The organism is Ureibacillus thermosphaericus, assembly GCF_002370195.2.
GTDB lineage: Bacteria > Bacillota > Bacilli > Bacillales_A > Planococcaceae > Ureibacillus > Ureibacillus thermosphaericus.
Map to the genome: position 1 here is coordinate 1,185,263 of NZ_AP018335.1, position 21,958 is coordinate 1,207,220.

At 38.2% G+C, this 21,958-nt stretch carries 21 protein-coding genes; 18 read left to right on the top strand and 3 right to left on the bottom strand.

The window, feature by feature from the left end; all coding sequences use genetic code 11:
- The first annotated feature begins 73 nt into the window (after window positions 1–73).
- From atpG to UtA1_RS05840, 16 genes are all read left to right on the top strand, one after another.
- A complete protein-coding gene (gene atpG / locus UtA1_RS05765; RefSeq protein ID WP_016837235.1) occupies window positions 74–940 on the top strand; it encodes an ATP synthase F1 subunit gamma in 867 nt (288 codons plus the stop codon).
- Between the two features lie 47 nt (window positions 941–987).
- Window positions 988–2,403, top strand: a complete 1,416-nt coding sequence (gene atpD / locus UtA1_RS05770) for a F0F1 ATP synthase subunit beta (protein WP_096550335.1) — start codon at window positions 988–990, stop codon at window positions 2,401–2,403.
- A gap of 25 nt (window positions 2,404–2,428) precedes the next feature.
- Complete coding sequence (locus UtA1_RS05775; protein ID WP_016837233.1) at window positions 2,429–2,836, top strand: F0F1 ATP synthase subunit epsilon; 408 nt, start codon at window positions 2,429–2,431, stop codon at window positions 2,834–2,836.
- A 458-nt stretch (window positions 2,837–3,294) separates the two neighbouring features.
- Window positions 3,295–3,444 carry a hypothetical protein gene (locus UtA1_RS17065; RefSeq protein WP_172597782.1) on the top strand — a complete coding sequence of 50 codons (150 nt, stop codon included), beginning with the start codon at window positions 3,295–3,297 and terminating at the stop codon, window positions 3,442–3,444.
- A 134-nt stretch (window positions 3,445–3,578) separates the two neighbouring features.
- Window positions 3,579–3,824 carry a DUF1146 family protein gene (locus tag UtA1_RS05785; RefSeq protein WP_096550336.1) on the top strand — a complete coding sequence of 82 codons (246 nt, stop codon included), beginning with the start codon at window positions 3,579–3,581 and terminating at the stop codon, window positions 3,822–3,824.
- 371 nt (window positions 3,825–4,195) lie between these two features.
- Window positions 4,196–5,512: a UDP-N-acetylglucosamine 1-carboxyvinyltransferase gene (murA, locus tag UtA1_RS05790; protein ID WP_096550337.1), complete on the top strand. Its 1,317-nt coding sequence runs from the start codon at window positions 4,196–4,198 to the stop codon at window positions 5,510–5,512.
- Window positions 5,513–6,619: 1,107 nt separating this feature from the next.
- Window positions 6,620–7,573, top strand: a complete 954-nt coding sequence (spoIID, locus tag UtA1_RS05795; protein ID WP_096550338.1) for a stage II sporulation protein D — start codon at window positions 6,620–6,622, stop codon at window positions 7,571–7,573.
- 192 nt (window positions 7,574–7,765) lie between these two features.
- Window positions 7,766–8,425 (top strand): M23 family metallopeptidase, encoded by a 660-nt coding sequence (locus tag UtA1_RS05800; RefSeq protein WP_016839305.1) that lies wholly within the window; start codon window positions 7,766–7,768, stop codon window positions 8,423–8,425.
- A gap of 226 nt (window positions 8,426–8,651) precedes the next feature.
- Entirely contained in the window at window positions 8,652–8,909 is a 258-nt protein-coding gene (locus tag UtA1_RS05805) for a sporulation transcriptional regulator SpoIIID (RefSeq protein ID WP_016839306.1), read from the top strand.
- 259 nt (window positions 8,910–9,168) lie between these two features.
- Window positions 9,169–10,167 carry a rod shape-determining protein gene (gene mreB, locus UtA1_RS05810; RefSeq protein ID WP_016839307.1) on the top strand — a complete coding sequence of 333 codons (999 nt, stop codon included), beginning with the start codon at window positions 9,169–9,171 and terminating at the stop codon, window positions 10,165–10,167.
- A 256-nt stretch (window positions 10,168–10,423) separates the two neighbouring features.
- Window positions 10,424–11,242 (top strand): flagellar hook-basal body protein, encoded by an 819-nt coding sequence (locus UtA1_RS05815; protein WP_096550339.1) that lies wholly within the window; start codon window positions 10,424–10,426, stop codon window positions 11,240–11,242.
- Window positions 11,243–11,256: 14 nt separating this feature from the next.
- Window positions 11,257–12,096: a flagellar hook-basal body protein gene (locus UtA1_RS05820; protein WP_096550340.1), complete on the top strand. Its 840-nt coding sequence runs from the start codon at window positions 11,257–11,259 to the stop codon at window positions 12,094–12,096.
- 37 nt (window positions 12,097–12,133) lie between these two features.
- Complete coding sequence (locus tag UtA1_RS05825; protein ID WP_096550341.1) at window positions 12,134–12,418, top strand: DNA-directed RNA polymerase subunit beta; 285 nt, start codon at window positions 12,134–12,136, stop codon at window positions 12,416–12,418.
- A 307-nt stretch (window positions 12,419–12,725) separates the two neighbouring features.
- Window positions 12,726–13,169, top strand: a complete 444-nt coding sequence (gene fabZ, locus UtA1_RS05830; protein WP_096550342.1) for a 3-hydroxyacyl-ACP dehydratase FabZ — start codon at window positions 12,726–12,728, stop codon at window positions 13,167–13,169.
- A gap of 202 nt (window positions 13,170–13,371) precedes the next feature.
- Window positions 13,372–13,761 carry a hypothetical protein gene (locus UtA1_RS05835; RefSeq protein ID WP_096550343.1) on the top strand — a complete coding sequence of 130 codons (390 nt, stop codon included), beginning with the start codon at window positions 13,372–13,374 and terminating at the stop codon, window positions 13,759–13,761.
- A gap of 129 nt (window positions 13,762–13,890) precedes the next feature.
- Window positions 13,891–14,271: a hypothetical protein gene (locus UtA1_RS05840; RefSeq protein WP_096550344.1), complete on the top strand. Its 381-nt coding sequence runs from the start codon at window positions 13,891–13,893 to the stop codon at window positions 14,269–14,271.
- A gap of 165 nt (window positions 14,272–14,436) precedes the next feature.
- On the opposite strand, the gene UtA1_RS05845 is transcribed toward UtA1_RS05840, so the two are convergent.
- A complete protein-coding gene (locus tag UtA1_RS05845; RefSeq protein ID WP_096550345.1) occupies window positions 14,437–14,853 on the bottom strand; it encodes a YwpF family protein in 417 nt (138 codons plus the stop codon).
- 262 nt (window positions 14,854–15,115) lie between these two features.
- On the opposite strand from UtA1_RS05845, the gene UtA1_RS05850 reads away from it, so the two are divergent.
- Entirely contained in the window at window positions 15,116–15,508 is a 393-nt protein-coding gene (locus UtA1_RS05850; protein WP_096552423.1) for a single-stranded DNA-binding protein, read from the top strand.
- Window positions 15,509–15,969: 461 nt separating this feature from the next.
- On the opposite strand, the gene UtA1_RS05855 is transcribed toward UtA1_RS05850, so the two are convergent.
- Both UtA1_RS05855 and UtA1_RS05860 read right to left on the bottom strand, forming a co-directional pair.
- Window positions 15,970–18,744 carry a DEAD/DEAH box helicase gene (locus UtA1_RS05855; protein ID WP_096550346.1) on the bottom strand — a complete coding sequence of 925 codons (2,775 nt, stop codon included), beginning with the start codon at window positions 18,742–18,744 and terminating at the stop codon, window positions 15,970–15,972.
- Entirely contained in the window at window positions 18,741–20,300 is a 1,560-nt protein-coding gene (locus UtA1_RS05860) for an SWIM zinc finger family protein (RefSeq protein WP_096550347.1), read from the bottom strand. The genes UtA1_RS05855 and UtA1_RS05860 overlap by 4 nt, the downstream gene beginning before the upstream one ends.
- A 596-nt stretch (window positions 20,301–20,896) precedes the next feature.
- Here UtA1_RS05860 and UtA1_RS05865 point away from each other — a divergent pair.
- Entirely contained in the window at window positions 20,897–21,364 is a 468-nt protein-coding gene (locus tag UtA1_RS05865; RefSeq protein WP_096550348.1) for an IDEAL domain-containing protein, read from the top strand.
- The last annotated feature ends 594 nt before the right edge of the window (window positions 21,365–21,958 follow it).

Below are 21,958 nucleotides of genomic sequence, written 5' to 3' on the forward strand. Positions count from 1 at the left end.
CAGCTTTGCTGAAAGATCTTCTGCTGATTCGTAGCACGAATGATGACTAAAATGAAAAGGTGGTGAAATACCAGTGGCAAGAAGTTTGCGCGATATTAAAAACCGAATCAACTCAACGCGTAAAACAGGGCATATTACAAAAGCGATGCAAATGGTGTCCGCTTCTAAAAGATCAAAAGCGGAAGAAAATGCAAAAGCTTACGTTCCTTATATGGAAAAAGTGCAAGACGTTGTTGCATCGATTGCTAGCGGCGCATCAGATGTCTCACACCCAATGTTGACAGCTCGCCCTGTTAAGAAGACGGGTTATATCATTATTGGTTCCGATCGTGGATTAGCTGGAGCTTATAATGCGAACGTAATTCGTGAATTATCACGTACGATAGAAGAACGTCATAAATCAAAAGACGAGTATGTCATTTTATCAATAGGGCGTGTACCTACAGATTATTTTAAAAAGCGTGGCTTAAATGTTGTTGATAGCGTTGTCGGCCTTCCTGACCAACCATCATTCTCCCAAATTAAACAAATCGCACGAAAAGCTGTTGGTATGTTCGCTGATGGTACATATGATGAACTTTATATGTACTATAACCACTACGTGAGCGTTATTTCACAAGTAGTGACAGAGAAAAAAGTATTACCAATTACGGATTTAGCGCCTGCAACAGAAGGGCTTCAAGCATCGTATGAATTCGAACCAAATGCGGAAGCAATTCTAGAAGTATTGCTCCCTCAATATGCTGAAAGCTTAATTTATGGTGCTCTACTTGATGCGAAAGCAAGTGAACATGCTGCACGTATGACTGCCATGAAAACAGCGACAGATAATGCGAATGAACTTATTAAAACACTTACACTTGAATACAACCGTGCTCGTCAAGCATCGATTACACAAGAAATTACTGAAATTGTTAGTGGAGCAGAAGCCATCCAATAGGCTAGCTTCTTGTTGCGTATAAATGTACGATAGGAGGGTACACAGGAATGAACAAAGGACATGTTCTTCAGGTAATGGGTCCAGTCGTTGACGTAAAATTCCCGAACGGACAATTACCAAATATCTACGATGCTTTAACAGTTAACATCAATCGTCCTGGTGAAGATACTGTTACTTTGACATTAGAAGTAGCATTACATCTTGGTGACGACTCTGTCCGCACAATTGCCATGGCCTCTACAGACGGTCTTCAACGTGGCGCGGAAGTAACAAATACGAATGCACCAATCTCTGTTCCAGTTGGTGAAGTAACACTAGGACGCGTATTCAACGTTCTTGGTGAACCAATTGACGAAAAAGAAGATATTCCAGGAGAAGCTCGTCGTGATCCAATTCACCGCGAAGCTCCAACATTTGAAGAATTATCTACAAAAGTAGAAATTCTTGAAACAGGTATTAAAGTAGTTGACTTATTAGCTCCTTATATTAAAGGTGGTAAAGTAGGTCTATTCGGTGGTGCCGGAGTAGGTAAAACGGTACTTATCCAAGAATTAATTCACAACATCGCACAAGAACACGGTGGTATCTCTGTATTCGCTGGTGTAGGTGAACGTACTCGTGAAGGTAACGACTTATATCATGAAATGAGCGATTCCGGAGTTATTAGTAAAACTGCCATGGTATTCGGACAAATGAACGAACCACCTGGTGCACGTATGCGCGTTGCCCTAACAGGTTTAACAATGGCAGAATACTTCCGTGATGAACAAGGTCAAGACGTACTTTTATTCATCGACAACATCTTCCGCTTCACGCAAGCAGGTTCGGAAGTATCAGCCCTACTTGGTCGTATGCCATCAGCCGTTGGTTACCAACCAACACTTGCTACAGAAATGGGTAACTTACAAGAACGTATCACATCTACAAATAAAGGGTCTATTACATCTATTCAAGCGATTTATGTACCAGCCGACGACTATACTGACCCGGCTCCAGCTACAACATTCGCTCACTTAGACTCTACAACAAACCTTGAACGTAAATTATCTGAGATGGGTATTTACCCTGCGGTGGACCCACTAGCATCTACTTCTCGTGCGTTATCACCAGAAATCGTTGGTGAAGAACACTATCAAGTAGCTCGCGGTGTACAACAAACATTACAACGTTATCGTGAATTACAAGACATCATCGCAATCTTAGGTATGGATGAATTATCAGAAGAAGATAAGAAAACAGTTGAACGTGCACGTCGCATTCAATTCTTCTTATCACAAAACTTCCACGTTGCTGAGCAATTCACTGGTCAACCAGGTTCATACGTTCCTGTAAAAGACACAGTGCGCAGCTTCAAAGAAATCTTAGAAGGTAAATATGACCATTTACCAGAAGATGCATTCCGTTTAGTAGGAAGCATTGAAGACGTAATCGAAAGAGCTAAAGCAATGGGCGTAGAGGTATAATGTTACGGACGGAGGAGGAAAAAAAATGAAGACAGTTCAAGTCAATATTGTCACTCCGGACGGCCCAGTATACGATTCAGAAATCGCAATGGTCATTGCTAAAACAGTTTCTGGGGATATCGGTATTCTTCCAGGTCATATTCCTTTAGTGGCACCGCTTGAAATCAGTGCGGTAAAACTAAAGTTAGCAGACGGTTCACAAAAAGCAGTAGCCGTTAGCGGTGGCTTTATTGAAGTTCGTCCAGATAAAATCTCGATTCTGGCACCTTCAGCTGAAGTTGCTGAGAACATTGATCTTGCTCGCGCTCAAGCAGCAAAGAAAAGAGCAGAAGAACGTTTACAAAGTAAGTCCGATGACATTGATTTTAAACGGGCAGAATTAGCTTTGAAACGTGCGATCAATCGTATCAACGTTTATGAGGGTAGAATTTAATGAATAAGCGGGCAGTTTAACTGTCCGCTTTTAATAGTGCGCCTGGCATGGGTGTAATCTATAGGGTGTAAGTCCCGAACTGTGAAGGCAGAAGTAACAGTTAGCTTAACGCAAGGGTGTCCGTGGTGACGCGGAATCTGAAGGAAGCTGGAGGCAAACTTCCGGTCTGAGGAACACGAACTTCATATAAGGCTAGGTATCATTGGATGAGTTTGCTAAACAAAACAAAGTCCTTTCTGCCAAAGGTGGTACAGAGTAAATGAAGCAGATAGATGGAAGGAAAGATTACATTCTTACCCGGGGAGGTCTGGCGGATATGTGAAGTACGCTTCATAACCTACTTAGTGATAAGTAGCTGAACCGTCAGAAGTCAGCAGAGGTCATAGTATTAGTTGGTTTAGAATTACTAAGAAGGACCGAACAATTAAGAGAGAATAGCCCTTGGCATTCAGTGAGTCATGATGAACACAGAAAACGTAGTACCTCACTTGAGGAAGGAAGCGGTGAATCCCGTGGGGGACCTCTTGGAGGGTGGAGTGACCACTGGCATAAAGAGAACAGCTATTCACGGAAGTTATATAAAGACTTGCGTCAATCATCTTAATTGAACCGCCGTATACGGAACCGTACGTACGGTGGTATGAGAGGACGGGAGTTAATCGCTCCCTCCTACTCGATTGTTAGATCCTTCTTTGAAGAAACATCATTTCAATTTGACTATCCTGTTTGAGGAGACGTGCATATGAATAATATTTATCAAACTATTGGAATTCAAGCTGCAATTGGATTAATTTCTCATATTCTATTTATTTGTATAGCATTCTATGCATTGCAATCTATTCGATTAGATGTCGTGTTTAAAAAGGGCAAGACTTTTCAAATTCAACTCATGTATATATTGTTAAGCATTGTTTTAGGATACAGTGTATCAAAGTTTGTCCTTGATTTTACAGGTTTATCAAAACAATTACCGTTTATTTTTTCGTAATGTACTTTTATTTTGCATAACAGTTCCCTTCTGTTATTTATATGGTTTGTAAGGGCAAATGACAATTTATGACTCCTTTGTCGTTACAATACATATACGTGTTATTTCCTGGGCAATCATGTAGATAATTTTGAGACAAAAATGACATAAAAAGTTGGAAAAGTATACAAAATTTAATATTTCGTAAAAATTCACCATCAATCCCTGTTGTGCGTAATATATTATTGTAGATATATGATGAAAAATATCTGAAATTAGTATTTTTAGTCACTTGTAAATATTTGATTTAAGCATTACTATGAATATGGTTTGTTTTTTTATTGATTGATTGTGATAAACATCATTGGAGAATGGATTCGGAGGGACGATTTGTGGATAAAATGATTGTTACAGGAGGCCGAAGATTACAAGGAAAAGTTAAAATAGAAGGGGCAAAAAATGCCGTATTGCCAATTTTAACTGCTTCGTTGCTAGCTTCTAAGAATACTAGTGTTATAAAAGACGTCCCGAACTTAGTGGATGTTCATACCATAAATGAAGTATTAAAAAGTTTAAATGCTGAAGTAAAATATGATGTTGAAAATAATGAATTTCATATAAATGCTGAAAAGAAATTGTTAAGTGAAGCTCCCTTTGACTATGTTAGCAAAATGCGCGCCTCAATTTTAGTGATGGGATCTCTATTGGCTCGAAATGGATATGCTCGTGTTGCAATGCCTGGTGGCTGTGCAATTGGTTCCCGGCCAATTGAATTGCATTTAAAAGGTTTTGAAGCCATGGGAGCAAAAATTTCCTTCGGTCATGGGTATGTGGAAGCAAAAGTGGAAAACCGTTTAAAAGGTGCGAATATTTATTTAGATTTTCCAAGTGTGGGAGCAACAGAAAATATCATGACGGCTGCTGCTTTAGCTGAAGGAACAACAATTATTGAAAATGCAGCAAAAGAACCGGAAATTGTCGATTTAGCAAATTTCATCAACAAAATGGGCGGTCGTGTCACAGGAGCAGGAACTGACACAATCCGCATTGAAGGTGTGGATGAACTGCACGGAACAATTCATCATGTAATTCCAGACCGAATTGAGGCAGGGACTTTTATGGTAGCTGCAGCAATTACTCGTGGTGATATTTTAATAGAAAACGTGATTCCTGAACATTTGACAGCTTTAATTGCAAAAATGAGTGAAATGGGCGTGAAGATTACGGAAGAAGGAAATGGACTACGAGTATGTGCATCTGAACCGTTAAAAGCAGTTGATGTGAAAACGATGCCATATCCAGGATTCCCTACAGATATGCAAGCCCAAATGATGGCGTTAATGTTAACAGCTCAAGGAACGAGTATCATTACGGAAACGGTTTTTGAAAATCGCTTTATGCATGTTGAAGAGTTTCGTCGCATGAATGCGTCGTTGAAAATTGAAGGCCGTTCAACATTTGTCGAAGGACCAGTGAAATTGCAAGGTGCAGAGGTTGCAGCAACAGACCTGCGTGCAGCTGCAGCATTGATTTTAGCTGGGTTAGCTTCAGAAGGAGTCACTCGCGTAACGAAACTGCATCATTTGGATCGGGGATATGTCGACTTCGAAAAGAAATTGCGTGCGCTTGGAGCAAATATTGAACGCGTTTCTAGCAATACAATTGAAGAGAAACCAATTGTTACGACGGAAACTACGTTAAATGTGTAAGTGATTTTAAGGGCAATCTATTTTTCTATTGCACAATATGTTAGGTGTGTTTAATTTATTCCCATCAATCGTGGAAAGAACGACAAAATCTTGTGGGTGAGGTTTTGTCGTTTTATTTTTGTCTTTCATTTAATAAGCAGAAAGGGTTATTTGCTTCTTGAAAGACAAGATAGTGAATGGAGGAGTTATTCGTTAAATTTGTGAAAATAATCCTTATATATTGGATAATAGTCAAATTCGGGAAGATAATAGTCAAACCTGACAAGATAATAGCCAACCCATAGAAAATAATAGCCATTCGAAAAAAATCGCTTCCTGAAAAATCGGATAATAGTCAAACAGGATCAGATAATAGCCAAACCCGACAGGATAATAGTCAAGTCCCCGAAAATAATAGCCATACGAAAAAAATTCCTTCCAGAGACATTAGATAATAGTCAAATTCGGGAAGATAATAGCCAAACCCGACAGGATAATAGTCAAGTCCCCGAAAATAATAGCCACACGAAAAAAATTCCTTCCAGAGACATTAGATAATAGTCAAATTCGGGAAGATAATAGCCAAACCCGACAGGATAATAGTCAAGTCCCCGAAAATAATAGCCATTCGAAAAAAATCGCTTCCTGAAAAATCGGATAATAGTCAAACAGGAGCAGATAATAGCCAAACCCGATAGAATAATAGTCAAGTCAGCAAAAATAATAGCCATTCGAAAAAATCGCTTGCTGAAAAATCGGATAATAGTCAAATTCGGGAAGATAATAGCCAAACCCGACAGGATAATAGTCAACTCAAAGAAAATAATAGCCATACGAAAAAAATCTCTACATGAGAAATCCGATAATAGTCAAACTTAGGAAGATAATAGCCAAATCAAACAGAATAATAGTCAAGTGAGCAAAAATAATAGCCATACGAAAGATTCTCTTCCAAAGTAATTAGATACTAGCCAAATAAACCTAATGTGCTTTCCAAATACAAAAAATTGGTTAAGAAATACGCCAACTTTAAAGCAATACCACTTCTTCCAACCAAATGAAAATTCCCATCCAAAAATCTTCTATAAAAAAGATATATTTCCTCATTTCAAATCATAAGTAATATGTATGAAACCATTAAAAAATCACAAAAATCTAATCCCTATTTTCTCGATTGCACTATTTATTTTAGCTTTATTTTTCTTGCCGTTTTTATTCAAAAACTCAAACAAAACTTTAAAAGAAGCGTCATGGCCATTAGTAGTTGCAGAAGAAGAATGCAATATTTATATTCGCATCACAGGACAAAAGGATCCTATTCCTCTAGAAGAATATGTCGTTGGTGTGGTTGCAGCGGAAATGCCGGCAAACTTTCATCCTGAAGCGTTAAAAGCTCAAGCGATTGCCGCAAGAACCTACGTGCTAAAATCAACAAACAATGGCCAAACGGAAATCGAACCGACTGTTTTAAGACAAGTATTTTATGATGAAGATACGAGAAAAGCAAACTGGCAATCAACTTTTGATGAATACGAGCAAAAAATTAGACAAGCGGTAGAAAGCACTAGAGGAGAAGTACTGAAATATGACGGGGAACTTATTACTGCGATGTTTCATTCAATGAGTAACGGCAGAACAGAAAGCTCCCTAAATTACAGTGGGGTCGACTTACCATATCTTCAATCAGTGGCTAGTGCGGACTTTCATGCAGAAAACTATGTTTCGAAAAAAACGCTCACTTTAGCAGAATGGAATAAACTATTAAAGGTCAACATGACGCTCGATGATATTAAAAAAATCCGTACGAAACAAAACAATACTGGGAGGGTAGAAAAAGTAATTGCTGGCAATAAAGAATGGACAGGTCGTGATTTTCGAACATTGCTTGATTTACGCTCAACAGATTTCACTATACAAGTTGTGAATGACAAAATTGAAATCACAGCAGAAGGCTACGGACATGGTGTTGGTATGAGCCAATATGGAGCTGATGCGATGGCTAAACAAGGAAGATCAGCTCATGAAATTCTTTCACATTATTACAAAGGCACAACCATTGAAAAAATGATGTGTAAAAAATAAAAGCATTTAACATCAACAACTAACGGGCAGTTCAACAATCATCAAACTCTGGAACAAATTGTCCTAAATTCATACGCTAATAAACAAATATTACGAGCGAAAAAATAATATGCAAAAAATAGTGAAATTTTCCAAAAATATTGTTTAGAAATTCCAAAACTTGTTCATCCTTCATTTAGAGGTGATGAACATATGAGAGAAGATAACAACAAACAAAATAAAACTTCTCAAAAAACAAACTGGCAGCAAAAACCATGGTTTTGGCCAACAATATACGGGGGCATTGCAGTAGTACTCATTGGTCTAATTTTCACTTATTCAGCACTCACTCGTGAAGATGAAAATGAAACGGTGAACGAACCAACTGTACAAGATGAATCACCAGTCATCGAAACAAATGCACGAACAGAAACACTAAAATATCCTTTTGATGAAAGTCAACTAGAAAACGTAAAAGTATTACAAGACTTCTATGACATGAATGCGGATGCAAAAACACGTGAAAATGCACTATTAGTATTTGATCAAACATTCTCAACATCATCAGGATTGTCAATTTCTATTAACAACGAGCCATTTGAAGTACTAGCTGCAATGAGCGGTGAAGTGAAAGAAGTGAAACTCGATTCTTTCACTGGAAATAAAATTATCATCGCACACCCTAACGGAATGGAAACCCACTATAGTTCCGTATCTGACATCCTTGTAAAAGAAGGGGACTTAGTGGAACAAGGCCAACCAATCGCAACTACGATTGAAAACGAATGGAATCCAACTGCCGGCATCCATCTTCACTTTGAGGTGTTAGAAGATGGAAAACATGTAAACCCAAGAAATTATTTAAACTTCTAAAGGATAAAAGCGCAGCCTGAAAGACAAATTCCGTCTTATTGGGCTGCGCTTTTGTACTTTCCTGGGAAAAAAAGTTCTGAAAAATGCGAAACATACATATTGTGAATAAACGTTAAATCGCTAATTGCAAACGTCAATGAAATACATGTATCAGAAAAACGTCGAAATAGATTGTTTATTGTTAGTAAAACTGCACTTTCTTATATCCGATAGAAAGGAAGAGAACGTGCACGAGCATATTCGGCACCGTTGCGTTCGACTGGGAAAGCTGCTTGTGGAAACGGGTGAGACGGTTCGAGTCCTTGCGAAAATGACAGGATATTCAAAAAGTACGGTGCACAAAGACTTAACGGAACGATTACAACTAGTAAATGAGGAATTGGCAAAAGAAGTGAGAGAAATATTAGCCTATCACAAATCCGTTCGTCATTTGCGAGGGGGCGAGGCAACACGTAGAAAGTGGCAGTCCCAAAAAAAACAATGAAAAGGCATTTAGTTTGGCTTTGCATAAAGTCAGGCTGAATGCTTTTTCATTTTCACATACTGAATGTACACATCGCAAAATCCAACAAAAAATAAAAAGGAATCTTACATGAACAAAGAAATTGAAATAGGTTGAATAAAGTCAAAAATACCCATAATTTAGATGTAATTAGATTTTTTATATGATAAAATATTCTAGATAATGTGTAAAATATTGAACGTTAGAGTCGCAATAATTTGGAAGGAGAAATTAGATTATCATGTTTTCTAAAGATATAGGGATCGACTTAGGAACGGCTAACGTACTGATTTACGTGAAGGGTAAAGGAATTGTGTTAAATGAACCTTCTGTCGTAGCTATCGACAAAAAAACAAATAAAGTGCTTGCAGTTGGTGAAGAAGCAAGAAAAATGGTAGGTCGTACTCCAGGAAATATCGTTGCAATTCGTCCGCTTAAAGATGGAGTCATCGCAGATTTTGACTTGACAGAAGCAATGTTAAGACACTTCCTCAACAAACTTGACGTAAAAGGCTTCTTCTCAAAACCTCGCATCTTAATTTGTTGTCCTACAAACATTACAAGCGTTGAACAAAAAGCAATTCGTGAAGCTGCTGAAAAATCAGGTGGAAAAAAAGTTTATTTAGAAGAAGAACCAAAAGTGGCTGCAATTGGTGCAGGCATGGACATTTTCCAACCAAGTGGTAACATGGTAGTCGATATAGGCGGTGGTACGACAGATATAGCTGTACTCTCAATGGGAGATATTGTGACGAGCGAATCTATTAAAGTAGCAGGAGATACATTTGATAACGATATACTACAATACATAAAGAAAGAATATAAACTATTAATCGGTGAACGTACAGCAGAAGCAATTAAAATCAACATTGGAACTGTATTTCCTGGCAGTCGCGATGAAACAATGGAAATTCGCGGCCGTGACATGGTAACAGGTTTACCCCGCACGATTACCATTCATTCATCTGAAATTGAAAAAGCGTTGCACGAATCCGTTGCATTGATTGTTCAATCAGCAAAAAACGTATTGGAAAAGACTCCGCCAGAACTATCTGCGGACATTATTGACAGAGGCGTCATTTTAACTGGTGGCGGTGCATTACTTCACGGCATTGATCAATTGCTCATGCAAGAATTAAAAGTACCAGTCTTCATTGCAGAAAATCCAATGGACTGTGTTGCAATTGGTACAGGCATCATGCTGGACAACATTGATCGTTCACCTGGTTCAAAACTATAATGTATGATGAAAAACCGCCTACAATCTAAAAATAAATTCGAATTACAAATTGTAAAGCAAGTATTTTTATTGGAAATGTAAATCAAAACGATAACTTAATCATACGTCCGAAACAAATAGTTAATCAATACATGAATTGAACATCATCTACCAAAACTAGAGAAAAGCGAAAAACGGACTATAGTTATTTGCGACTTTTCGCCGATATATTAAAGAAGAGAAAAAATGAACCAGCTGCTAAAAAGAGGTGAATGAGATGTTTAAAGGATTATACACTGCAGCATCCGGCATGCTTGCACAGCAGAGAAAAACGGAAATTTTAACAAACAATATGGCAAATGTGAATACACCGGGATTCAAAGCTGAACAAACGTCGATTCGTTCATTTCCTGAAATGCTTTTATCTGCCATTGATGACACAAACGTTCCTACGAAAAAAGGGTTAAATTTAAACCAAATCCAACAAATTGGCACAATTTCAACTGGTATCTACTTGCAAGAGACAATGCCTAATTTTACACAAGGCGATGTGTACGAAACGAATTTAAATACGGATTTCGCTTTAGTAAACGGAAACATCCCAGCAGGAGGCAATATCTTTTTCCGTTTAGCTCATCCGGATGGTGGCGAAGCGTATACGAGAAACGGAAACTTTACATTAGATGGACAAGGATATTTAGTCACTGGAGACGGATACTATGTTCTATCTGAAACAGGCGCTCGCATCCAACTACCGAATGAAGATTTCCAAGTCGCTGACAACGGTGCCGTATACGTTAACAATCAACAAATCGCGACAATTGGTGTAGCCTTTGTAGAAAATGCCAACGAACTTGTAAAACAAAATAACGGGATATTCCGTACTCAAAATGGACAAGCGTTGCCATCTGCTTTCGCACAAGGAAATATCACTTTCGCTATGAAACAAAAATTCTTGGAAGGTTCCAATGTAGATCCTGCACAAGCAATGACCGAATTACTTACAGCTTACCGTGCCTTTGAAGCAAATCAAAAAGTACTTCAAGCATATGACAGAAGCATGGAAAAAGCAGTAAACGAAATTGGTAAAGTATAAGGAGGAAGTTAAGGATGCTCCGAACAATGCTCACTGCAACAAACTCATTACATCAAGTCCAACATCAAATCGATACGATTAGCAATAATATTGCGAATGTCAACACTGCTGGCTACAAAGCGAAAGAAGCTCGTTTTTCAGAAATGCTTTACCAAGAATACTTGAACACTCGCAAGGATGAACAAGCCCCAAGATTGACGCCACCAGGCATTCGCTACGGTGTTGGTGCTAAAATTTCGCAAATTCAAACAAACAATGCACAAGGATCATTGCAAAACACAGACAGGGATTTAGACTTTGCATTTACAAAAGAACGCCAATATTTTAATATCTTAATGCCAAATGAAAACAATGAAATCAATATGGTTTATTCTCGTCAAGGTAACTTTTATGTTACGCCTGTCGAAGATGGACAAGTGATGCTCGTAAATGCTGACGGTTATGCAGTAGCAGACAGCTATGGCAATCCTATCATCTTTAGAGACGATGTAGAAAAATTCATTCTCAATGAAAATGGCACATTGCAAGTCAATTTTATAAATGGTGATGAACAATCATTTTTACTAGGTGTTACAGAAATTCATTTACCGCAAGTAATGGAGCAAACAGGCTCATACATAATGGTACCTGCAAATATAGACGAATTAGGGTATGATGAGAATGATATATTAACAAACTTAGTAGGATTTGGGCGAGAAAATATCGGTCTTGAAAATCAAAAATTAGAAATGTCTAACGTTAATTTAACTAAAGAAATGACAAATTTACTTCAAGCGCAACGTTCATATCAGTTTAATTCCCGAGCGATTACCATTGCAGATCAAATGTTAGGATTAATCAATGGAATACGTTAATATTGAAATACTTCTAAGAAAATAGGGGAAATAGAAAATGGCAAACGAAATGAAAAGTGGCTCTACTTTGTCGAATCAGGACATCCCTCAAAAAAGAGCGAAACGCCAAGATCGCAATGAGAAACATCCAAAATTTAAAATTTATCGCACAAGATTGATTCCTATATGGCTTAGAATCGTCATTGTGCTAGTTCTTCTATTGCTTGCAAGCGTTTTTGGACTAATGATTGGATTCGGCGTAATTGGTGACGGCAACCCATTAGATGCGTTAAAATGGGAAACGTATCAACACATCCTTGACATTATAAACGGAATTGAATAGGTATTTTCTATTAGTGGAAAGATGAATTCAAATAGGAGGAGACTTCCATCCTTTCTTTCCACATTGTCCTATTATGCGATGTGAATAGAAACATATGGTTGTCTTGTCATTTCATTGTTTATAAGAATTGAACGAGTCCAATTATCCAAATTTCATTAACGACATGTCTTTGGGTGTTTCTACAAATGTTTTCGATGAAAAACATGTGCGTCTTGCCTAATGTGCCAATCGACATAAAAGGACATCTTGCGTCCAAAAGCAGCCACTACTTTCGTTTGTTTTATTTTGAATAACTGGGGGTATTCATATGTTAAGTGTTGAACAAATTCAAGGAATTTTGCCACATAGATATCCATTTTTATTAGTAGACCGTATTCTTGAAGTTGAAGAGGGCAAACGTGCTGTTGGAATTAAAAACGTTTCCATTAACGAACCTTTCTTTAATGGGCACTTTCCAGGCTATCCCGTTATGCCTGGTGTATTAATTGTAGAAGCAATGGCACAGGTCGGGGGCGTTGCATTATTAAACTCCGAGCAATTCAAAGGAAGATTGGCATTTTTAACAGGAATCGACAATGCCCGATTTAAACGTCAAGTAGTTCCAGGTGATCAATTAAAATTTGAAGTAGAATTTGTCAAATTGCGCGGCACAATGGGAAAAGGGCATGGCGTTGCAACTGTAGATGGCGAACTCGTAGCAGAAGCGGATATTTTATTTGCAATCGGCCCGGAAGCTCCAAAGGCAAAATAAACTTTCGTAAAAGAAGTGCAAAAATCAAAGGAATAAAAACTTCGGAACTGTGACAACCTTTAGTACAAAGGTAAAATTTGTTGAAATGACTCCTAATTTGAAAAATTTTAACAATAGAGATAGAATATAAAAGTTGAATTTTTATTTAGATATAAGTATACGCACCCTTGGCTTTTTTAAACGTAGGAGGTTTAATTTTAGAATGTATAAACAGCTATCATCGGGCGTAAAAATCAGTATTACTCGATCCATTTCGACGGCATTTGAACAATATTTAGCTAGCATCGGCTGGGATGAAGATCAATTTTCCATGGAAGATTTTATTGCAAATTGGCAACAATATTTTTTAGAGAACGCAGCATGGTTTGATAAAGTGCCACAAGAAGTATTACTAAGCCCTGAATTCCATGAAGAAATTGCACAAAAAATTGATGAAGTAATCGCTAAAATTTTAAGTGAAAAGCCAACAAAGAAACAGATCGAATCAATTGAAAAAATGCAAAAAGAGCTTGGCACAAATTACACATACGGCTGCAAGGCGGAAGCGAATTATGTAGAACAGCTTTTGAAAGAGCAATTGAAGCAAAAATAACGCCCACGCATTATTCCTATAATATGGAGAAAGTTCTAAAATAGATAATGGATAGTTCCCTCTTATTTCGCACAAATTAAAATCAGTCACGAGTAGTGACGATTAGCGAAGAAAGGAGGGAATTTTTTTATGTGGAAACCAACCCTTTGTGCCTTATTGTTAGGGTCTTCTTTATTAGTGGGCTGTAATAATAATGGCGATGAAGACGCTATCAATGATGTTGGGGATGGCGTAAAAGAAGGTGTAGAAGATGTAGGTGAAGGCGTTCGGGAAGGCATCAATGATGTTCGAAAGGGAGTCGACGAAACGCTTGACAATGACACTAGAAATAATGATGTCGATCTGAATAATGATGGTATCAATGATGGAGTCCAAGATAACAATGGCGTATTGGACAATAATGATGTCATCCCTGACGATAAAGGAGTTCGCGGGGATGAACGCGGCAACCAAGAAGATGTCATCGAAGACGCTAGAGATATCAGAGACCGCGATACAAAAGATGAATAATCCTCGCATAATCCCCCTTACTATGATGCAGGAGCTATCCACAAAGCGATAGCTCCTTTGTTTTTAGCAAAATCTGTAAATATAAACGCAGGGCTTCAACATGTGTTTATAAAAAAGGATTTGTCGACTGCAAAAGACCCTCTCCTATAAATCGCGGTGCTAATTTTACCCCTTCAACCGCGGACGCTCGCGCATTCCTTTTTTAAATTCACTTAATAATTCCTCATTGGACAAGTTTTTCTCCAGCAAAGATTGTAACAATTGCTCCGCATATTTTAATCGCACAACTCGTAAATGGCCTTTCAATAAGATTGAAATTCGGTCTTCAAACTCTTCAATGGATTCCACTTTCACCGTAAAAGGTGCTGGTTCATTATCCGGAGAAGTAATTGTCACTTGCACATCAAAGAATTCTTTTGAATCTAAATATTTTTCTAACAACTCTCGATATTGTTTTTCAATAAACAGTTCCAAAATCCACGTTTTTTCTTTATTTTCTTGATTTATAGTAATTCCATCAATCAGTGGAACCTCAATCCCCTCCAGATCCAATTGAAAGGAAATCATTTTGAAAGTCTTCATTGAATTTACCTCCCAACTATTAATTAAGTATAACATAGGGTGATGTGTAAAAATAAAATGAGAAAACTGCTAAATTTTTATTTTGACCATTTTTGGAAAATGCGGATAATCATTGTAATAATCTAGTGTATTGGCATTTTTGCAAACATTTATTCTATATCGAAAAGGAAATTTTGGATTAGAAAAAGGGCTCATTCTTTTATTTTGCGATTTTGTCAAAAATAGGCGCAATCGATATGATGGAGAAAAAGGAGGTGAAATGATGAATCATGTCGGACTAGTCGGGCGATTAACGAAAGATCCAGTTCTTCGGGAATTTGCAGAAAACCGTGTAGCCACGAGCTTTGTCGTAGCTGTTAATCGCAATTATCGCAATCATCAGGGTGATGTGGATGCGGATTTTGTTTTATGCACTGCATGGGGGAAATTAGCAGAACGCATCGTCCAATATTGCGGAAAGGGATCATTAATCGGAGTCAACGGGCGATTGCAATCACGCTCCTATATGAATAAGGAGAATTTCAAAGTGTTTAGTACAGAAGTCGTTGCCGATGAGGTCCGATTTTACTTACTAAAGTCTCCAACGAATAAGCAATCGGAAGTTGAAAAAGATTTTGTACTTCCTGAAACTGAAGAAGGATTACCAGTTACGTGAGAGTCTCTAAAATGAGGAATGGGTTGAAGAAAGTAAGATGGTTTATTAAGTAGGCAACATGTCATTTAAAAATGGGAAAAGGCTATAAGGATGAAAAAGTAAAAGGATTCCGGGTAAACATAGTAGAAGGGTGCAATTTATTAACGGAAGGCAATGGATTGATAATAATAGGGAAATGATAGCAATAAAAGTTTTTGGAGGTGATAAAAAACACTGCTGGATTGTGACCGCCCAGCAGTGCATGGAATAAGAATCTATCATGTTCGATTAATCCACAATTGAATACAGTGAGGCTATAAACGGATAAACGAGGAAATCAGAATTCGACCAATCTTCTTCCTCCCAAACTTTGTCCGAGGCAACATGCTTCGGATTTTTTTGTGCCAGGCACCTCTACTTGGATTTTGAGACAGGGATTTACTAGGAGTGCCAGGCACCCTTTCCAATCACAATTTTATTGCTTACCCTAACCTAAGCAATTCCATCAATTTATCTTCCTCTAGCTCCGTCAGCCATTGACTTGACTGAATTAATTCTGCAGATAATGCGGATTTCATCTCCAGCATTTGATCGACTTTCTCCTCAATCGTCCCAATTGTAATAAACTTATGCACTTGTACAAATTGCGTCTGGCCAATGCGATAAGCACGGTCCGTCGCCTGATTTTCCACGGCAGGATTCCACCAACGATCCGCATGCAAAACGTGATTAGCGGCCGTTAAATTTAAACCAGTTCCTCCCGCTTTTAATGACAGTAGGAAAATAGGAAAATCTCCAGCTTGAAAGGATTCAACTAAAGCATCCCGCTGTTCTTTACGCATACTTCCCGTCAAAAACGGCACATCCCAATCAAACAGCTCGAAAAAACAATGTTGCAACAAGTGTCCCATGCCAATATATTGAGTGAAAATCAAGCACTGCTCGCCTCGCTCAACAACTTCCTGTGTCAATTCCACGATGCGCTTTAACTTCATAGAACGCTCTAGCATGATTCGTGCATCACTAAATGGTTCCTTCAAATAAAGAGCAGGATGGTTGCACAATTGCTTCAACTTGCTCAACATCTGCAAAATGCGCCCCTTGCGTTCGAAAGGAGACATTTGCTCCAAGCCTGCCAATGACTCTTGAATGTAGCCTTCATAAAGGGCGGCTTGTTCTTCTGTTAGCGGGCAAAACTCTTTCGTCTCTTGCTTATCCGGTAAATTCAACTGCAATTCTGGATCATTTTTTGTTCTTCTTAACAAGAATGGACGAATTTTTGCACGCAACCTCGTTTTATGCTGGTCAGAATCTTCACGCTCGATTGGCACAATAAACTCGTCTTGGAACTTCTTGAAACTTCCTAAATATCCTCGATGGATAAAATCAAAAATCGCCCACAATTCAGATAAACGATTCTCGATAGGCGTTCCTGTCAACGCAATATGATGGTCGCCATGTAAGCGGCGAATTGCTTTCGACTGCATCGTTTGCATATTTTTAATATTTTGGGCTTCATCCAACGTCACCACTGCCCAATCGATAGAATCCAAAAACTCCACATCTTGTGAAATTGTTCCGTATGTGGATAAAACCACTTGAGGTGATTCCTTTAACAAGAAATGATGAAATTCTTCATCTTTCAAACGGCTAGAAGAATAATGAGTATGAACTTTTAACGTCGGAGCAAAGCGCGCTAATTCCTTCTGCCAGTTTCCTAAAACGGAAGTCGGGCAAACAATGAGCGTCGGTTTCTTTTCCCGCAACACTTCATATAAATGCAGAACATAACTAATGAGCTGTACCGTTTTTCCAAGCCCCATATCATCAGCTAATATAGCACCAAATTGTTGATTTCGCATAAATACGAGCCATTCAAACCCTTGTTGTTGGTAAGGCCGCAACGTTGCGTTCAAAGATTTAGGCAATTTCACAGAAGGCAATCCTTGTTTTTCTTGCAACAGATTCACATAGGCCTGCAATGAACGCTGCATTTCAAAAGCAAAGAGCGGATCGTCCTGTTCTGCATCTTCCTCTTCTTCCAACGATGGATTTAAAAGCTCCTCTGGCATCTCGCGGAAAACTAATTCCTTTACGGTCCAATTTTCTTTTTCAGCTTTGTCCATTAATTCTCGCACTTTCGTCATCCAATCGGCATCCATGCGGAACCATTCATTTCCGATTCGAATAAATTCCCGCTTTTCATCAACAATTTTGCGAAATTCTTCCGGGCTAATTTTTTCTCCTCCGACTGACAACTCCCATCGGAAAGATAAAATATCATCAAGCCCAGCCATCGATTTTTGCGAACCACTTTGCGCATTCACACGAACTCGCATTTTCGTTTTTCTTAATTCTTTCAACCAGCCCGGAAGAATCACTTCGAATCCTAAGGCCGTTAACTTTACAAATTTATCGCGGAGAAGGGTTCTCACCTCGGCATCGCTTAATGGCATATGCAAAAATGATTCATCGGATACATTATCCAACATCAACAATTCCAACATTTGCTTTTGCGTTTGCCTCATCTCTTCCGAATAGTTCTTCCACTTATCAGGAAGCGCCTTATTCATAGGCAGATGCCGCTTCCGTACAGCTGGCGTCCAATGTTTCGACGAACTGGATGAAAGAATTACGGTTTCCAATAACCATTCCTCAGAATCTTCTTCCGGCTCATTCAAGCGAAGTGCTACTTTCAAATGACCAACAGTTCGATCCTGTTGCAGCGGCCAGCCGCCTTCTTTAAAGAAAGGAATAAGTGATGGTACATCAGAAAGTTGCAAGCCACGCTTTGCCAATTTCTGATAGATCGCAGTCGTTAAAAACTCCTTCTGCAGATCACTTTCACCATTGGGTAAATGAACGACTAATTCATCCTCAACCATTTCTACATTATTCCATAGGGAAGGGGAGTTCCACAGCATTTGCGCTTGCTCGATACTATCAAGCAATAAAGCATCTTCCTCTGTTACTCCTACAAAATGCACAAAAGGATGCTTGAACTGTGGGGAAAGGCATTCCAACAATTCAACAGCTGTAATCAAAAGCGCCTCTCCCTTAAATTCAGCATGCAAACCGTAAAAGTTTGGTTCGTAACGGAAAAAGAAAGCCGATGTTAATTTTTCTCCTGAAACAACAGAGCCGTTTTCGAAAGCCCTAACAGCGTACAATCCCTGTTTCAGTTGTTCGAATGATAATTGATATACGGTTGCGAAAGAAGTATGTTTGGATACTTTCTTTAATTGCAAATTTTTCATATAAATAAATTTCCTTTCTCCAATTCTTCCTGCAATGCGCGGAGTCTTTTGTACTGGTTGCGAATGGAAGCAATATACTCTTCCCAAAAATTCATTTTTCCCGCTTTTTTCGCAGCAGTTTTCATCTTTTTCAAAATTCGAACGGCCTGTTTGTAATGAAGCCGCGACTTTTGCTTAATTTCCTCCATCGCATAAAAATGATATAACGGAAGAACCACTGCTGGAGCTTCTTCCACGACTTCCTTTAACCCGTAAAATTCTAAATACTCAATTGAAGAAGGGTACAATTGTTGCAATGCCACCCATTCTTCATATCGTTTCTGTTTCAATAAATAATCCGAATACGGCTGAACCCCGTCTTTTCCAAAAGAAGAGTATAATAAAAGCTCCTCATCTTCTGTTAAATCCATTTTTTCATATAACGAATAAATGGATGAAACAACATAGGGACGAAAGGCAGGTTGAACTTTTTGAATATTTGCCTCTAAAAACGGAAGAATGCCTCTCAGGAGGATTTCCCCTGCTCGTTCATTTTGCTTGGAATAAGCAAACTTCACCAATCCTATATACAGTCCTAAATGGTCTGGACGAATATGACGCATATTTTCTTCTAATGCCGAATGATTTTTTAAAATAATATAGAATACAATCAAAAGTTCTGGTATTTTAGTATGCTTTTGCTCTTGAAGAAAAATTAATTCTTCTAACACCCGTCTCTTCTCATAAAACACTTCATCCCAAAACAGTAAGTACAGATTCATTCTTCTACTTACAAAACCTTCCCGTTCAAGCATTACTTCTCGAAGCATGCTTTGCATTTTATCAAAGAACGGATCTGTTACGAAAAGACGGGATTTTCCAGAGATTTCGTGGACGATTTTTTGGATAGATTGAAATCGTTTATCAAAAAAGTGTTGGTAATGGTCGACATGAAATTCTGACTCTAAATCAGTGAAATGGCGAGATAATTGATAAACAACAGCAAGTTCCATAAATAAGCGGTAAATCGGTTGCCATTCCCGTTCAAAAGGAATCTGCTTATTTAATTTTTCCAAAGCGTTTTCTGCAATATTTAAATAGAGGAAGCTTGGAATTTCAACCGCCCCCTCCAAATAATGGCTAAGCACTTCATCGACCATTTTCAACCAATTATCAGGGGTGCGAACATTGGCAAGAGCCTGCAAATTGACCGATTTTTTCGAACGCCAATTGCTAATCCATTCTTGAACGGAATCAATATGTTGATATAACGACAATAGAACGCTTACCTTATGTCGGCACCAGCCATTATTCGGGCATGTACAAGTGATGGAGTTGCTGAGAAAATCAATCGTCACTTCTGTTGGGTGCACATCTTTTACAGTTGTAGTAAGGACGGAAAAAACAGAAACGTATCGATGGAAAACAACTGATTGATTTCGAACAGCAAAAAGAGCCCGCCTTATTATCTCTTCATCCTCTGTGACAGAAGGATGCAACTCTCTCTCAATAGTTCGTAATGTTTGGCGAATAAATTTTTCTTGCTCTTCTGCAATATGTGCAACTGATAATACCATTACATTCGCTCCTAAAAAAAGTCTTTCCCTTCATTATAACACGGCATTTAGTGTTTGATAAGACTTGTCCTTTGAAACTTTCGCAATTGCGGTCGTCACATAAAATTAGCAGACTTGAATTGAATAAAATAGTTTTTTATAAAACGGTATAAATTATTATGAATTTTCAGAAAAATAGTATAAAATAATGATAAATTATCTGAAAATGAGATTAAAATAAATAGAAATGATATGAACTCCTTATAATCGCCATTTATTTACTGCTTTTGTAAATTTCATACAAAAAATTGATGATTCCTTGGATGAAGAAGGGGAATTTGGGAAAAAATATGAATATCATCCAAATAAAAAGCGGGGAATATGTGGAAAGCAAAATTCGTATGATACATTAAGCAATATTTAATGGAAGCTTTATTTTCTTTTGAATAAGTGATTGGAATTATTTAGAAATTGCGATTTGTATCATTCGAGTTTAAACATAAGCTTTTTTGGAAAACCCTAATAAAAGTTCCAAGTTGCGGATTACGAATAAAAAGTTTCGTTTCATCAACTTCGGGCTAATAAAAAGAGAGAGATTCAATATAGGAGGGATAGGTATGATCCATGTCCAATATATGAAACCTTTTTATACGAAAGCCTCGGGGGAAACATTGCGTCTCGTCTTTGCTTATCAATATTTTTCCATTATGAAAGACAACGAACTGTTTCACTTTGTACCCATCGAAGGAAAAGAAATCATTGTTAACATAAAAACGATGCAAATCGAAAATTTATCGGAAATTTTTGTTTTCCAGCGTGGAAATCGCTTTCTTCGATTGCCGTTATACCAGCTTCTATTGATATCCAACATCCATGAACATTTGGCGCCAATACTTGAAGAAGCAGCCAACAAATCAGAAACAATCAATATCGTCCCGCATGGAGAAAACGCAGAAGTGAATCACCTCATCCGCTCATTGGAGTCTGAAAATATTGATCGATTGATCGATGAAGCGTTATCCAATCGTGACGAACAAAGATTTTATGAATTAGTGGCGAAAAAGAAAAATATGGAGAACAAGTGAGTAGGAAATTGCAAGAAGTTAACGGAGGAAGTAAAGTGAATAAGAGTCAATGATGAAGCACCTCGATTTGAAAATTGAAGGTGCTTATATTTTTAATTAGATGATGAGGCATTTTTAGGCTTTGGTGAAATCAATCCTTACAATATGCTATGTATTAAGCCCCACTATAAGAGTTATCTGCACAAGTAGGGGAAATATCCGCACAAGAAGCAATGTTATTCACACAAGAGAAGGAGATATCTACACGAGTTAGGTAACTATCTGCACGAGTGGAAGTGATAAATGCACAAGTAGGGGAATTATCCACACGAGCAGGGGCTATCTGCACAAGCGGAAGCAGTAAACGCACGAGTAGGGTTATTATATGCACAAGCGAAAGAGTTATCTGCACGTGTAAGATTGCCATCCACACAAGTGAAACATCCAAATGCACAAGAGGAAGTAGTAAACGAACAAGCAGGGGAATTATCCACACGAGCAGGGGCTATCTGCACAAGCGGAAGCAGTAAACGCACGAGTAGGGTTATTATATGCACAAGCGAAAGAGTTATCTGCACGTGTAAGATTGCCATCCACACAAGTGAAACATCCAAA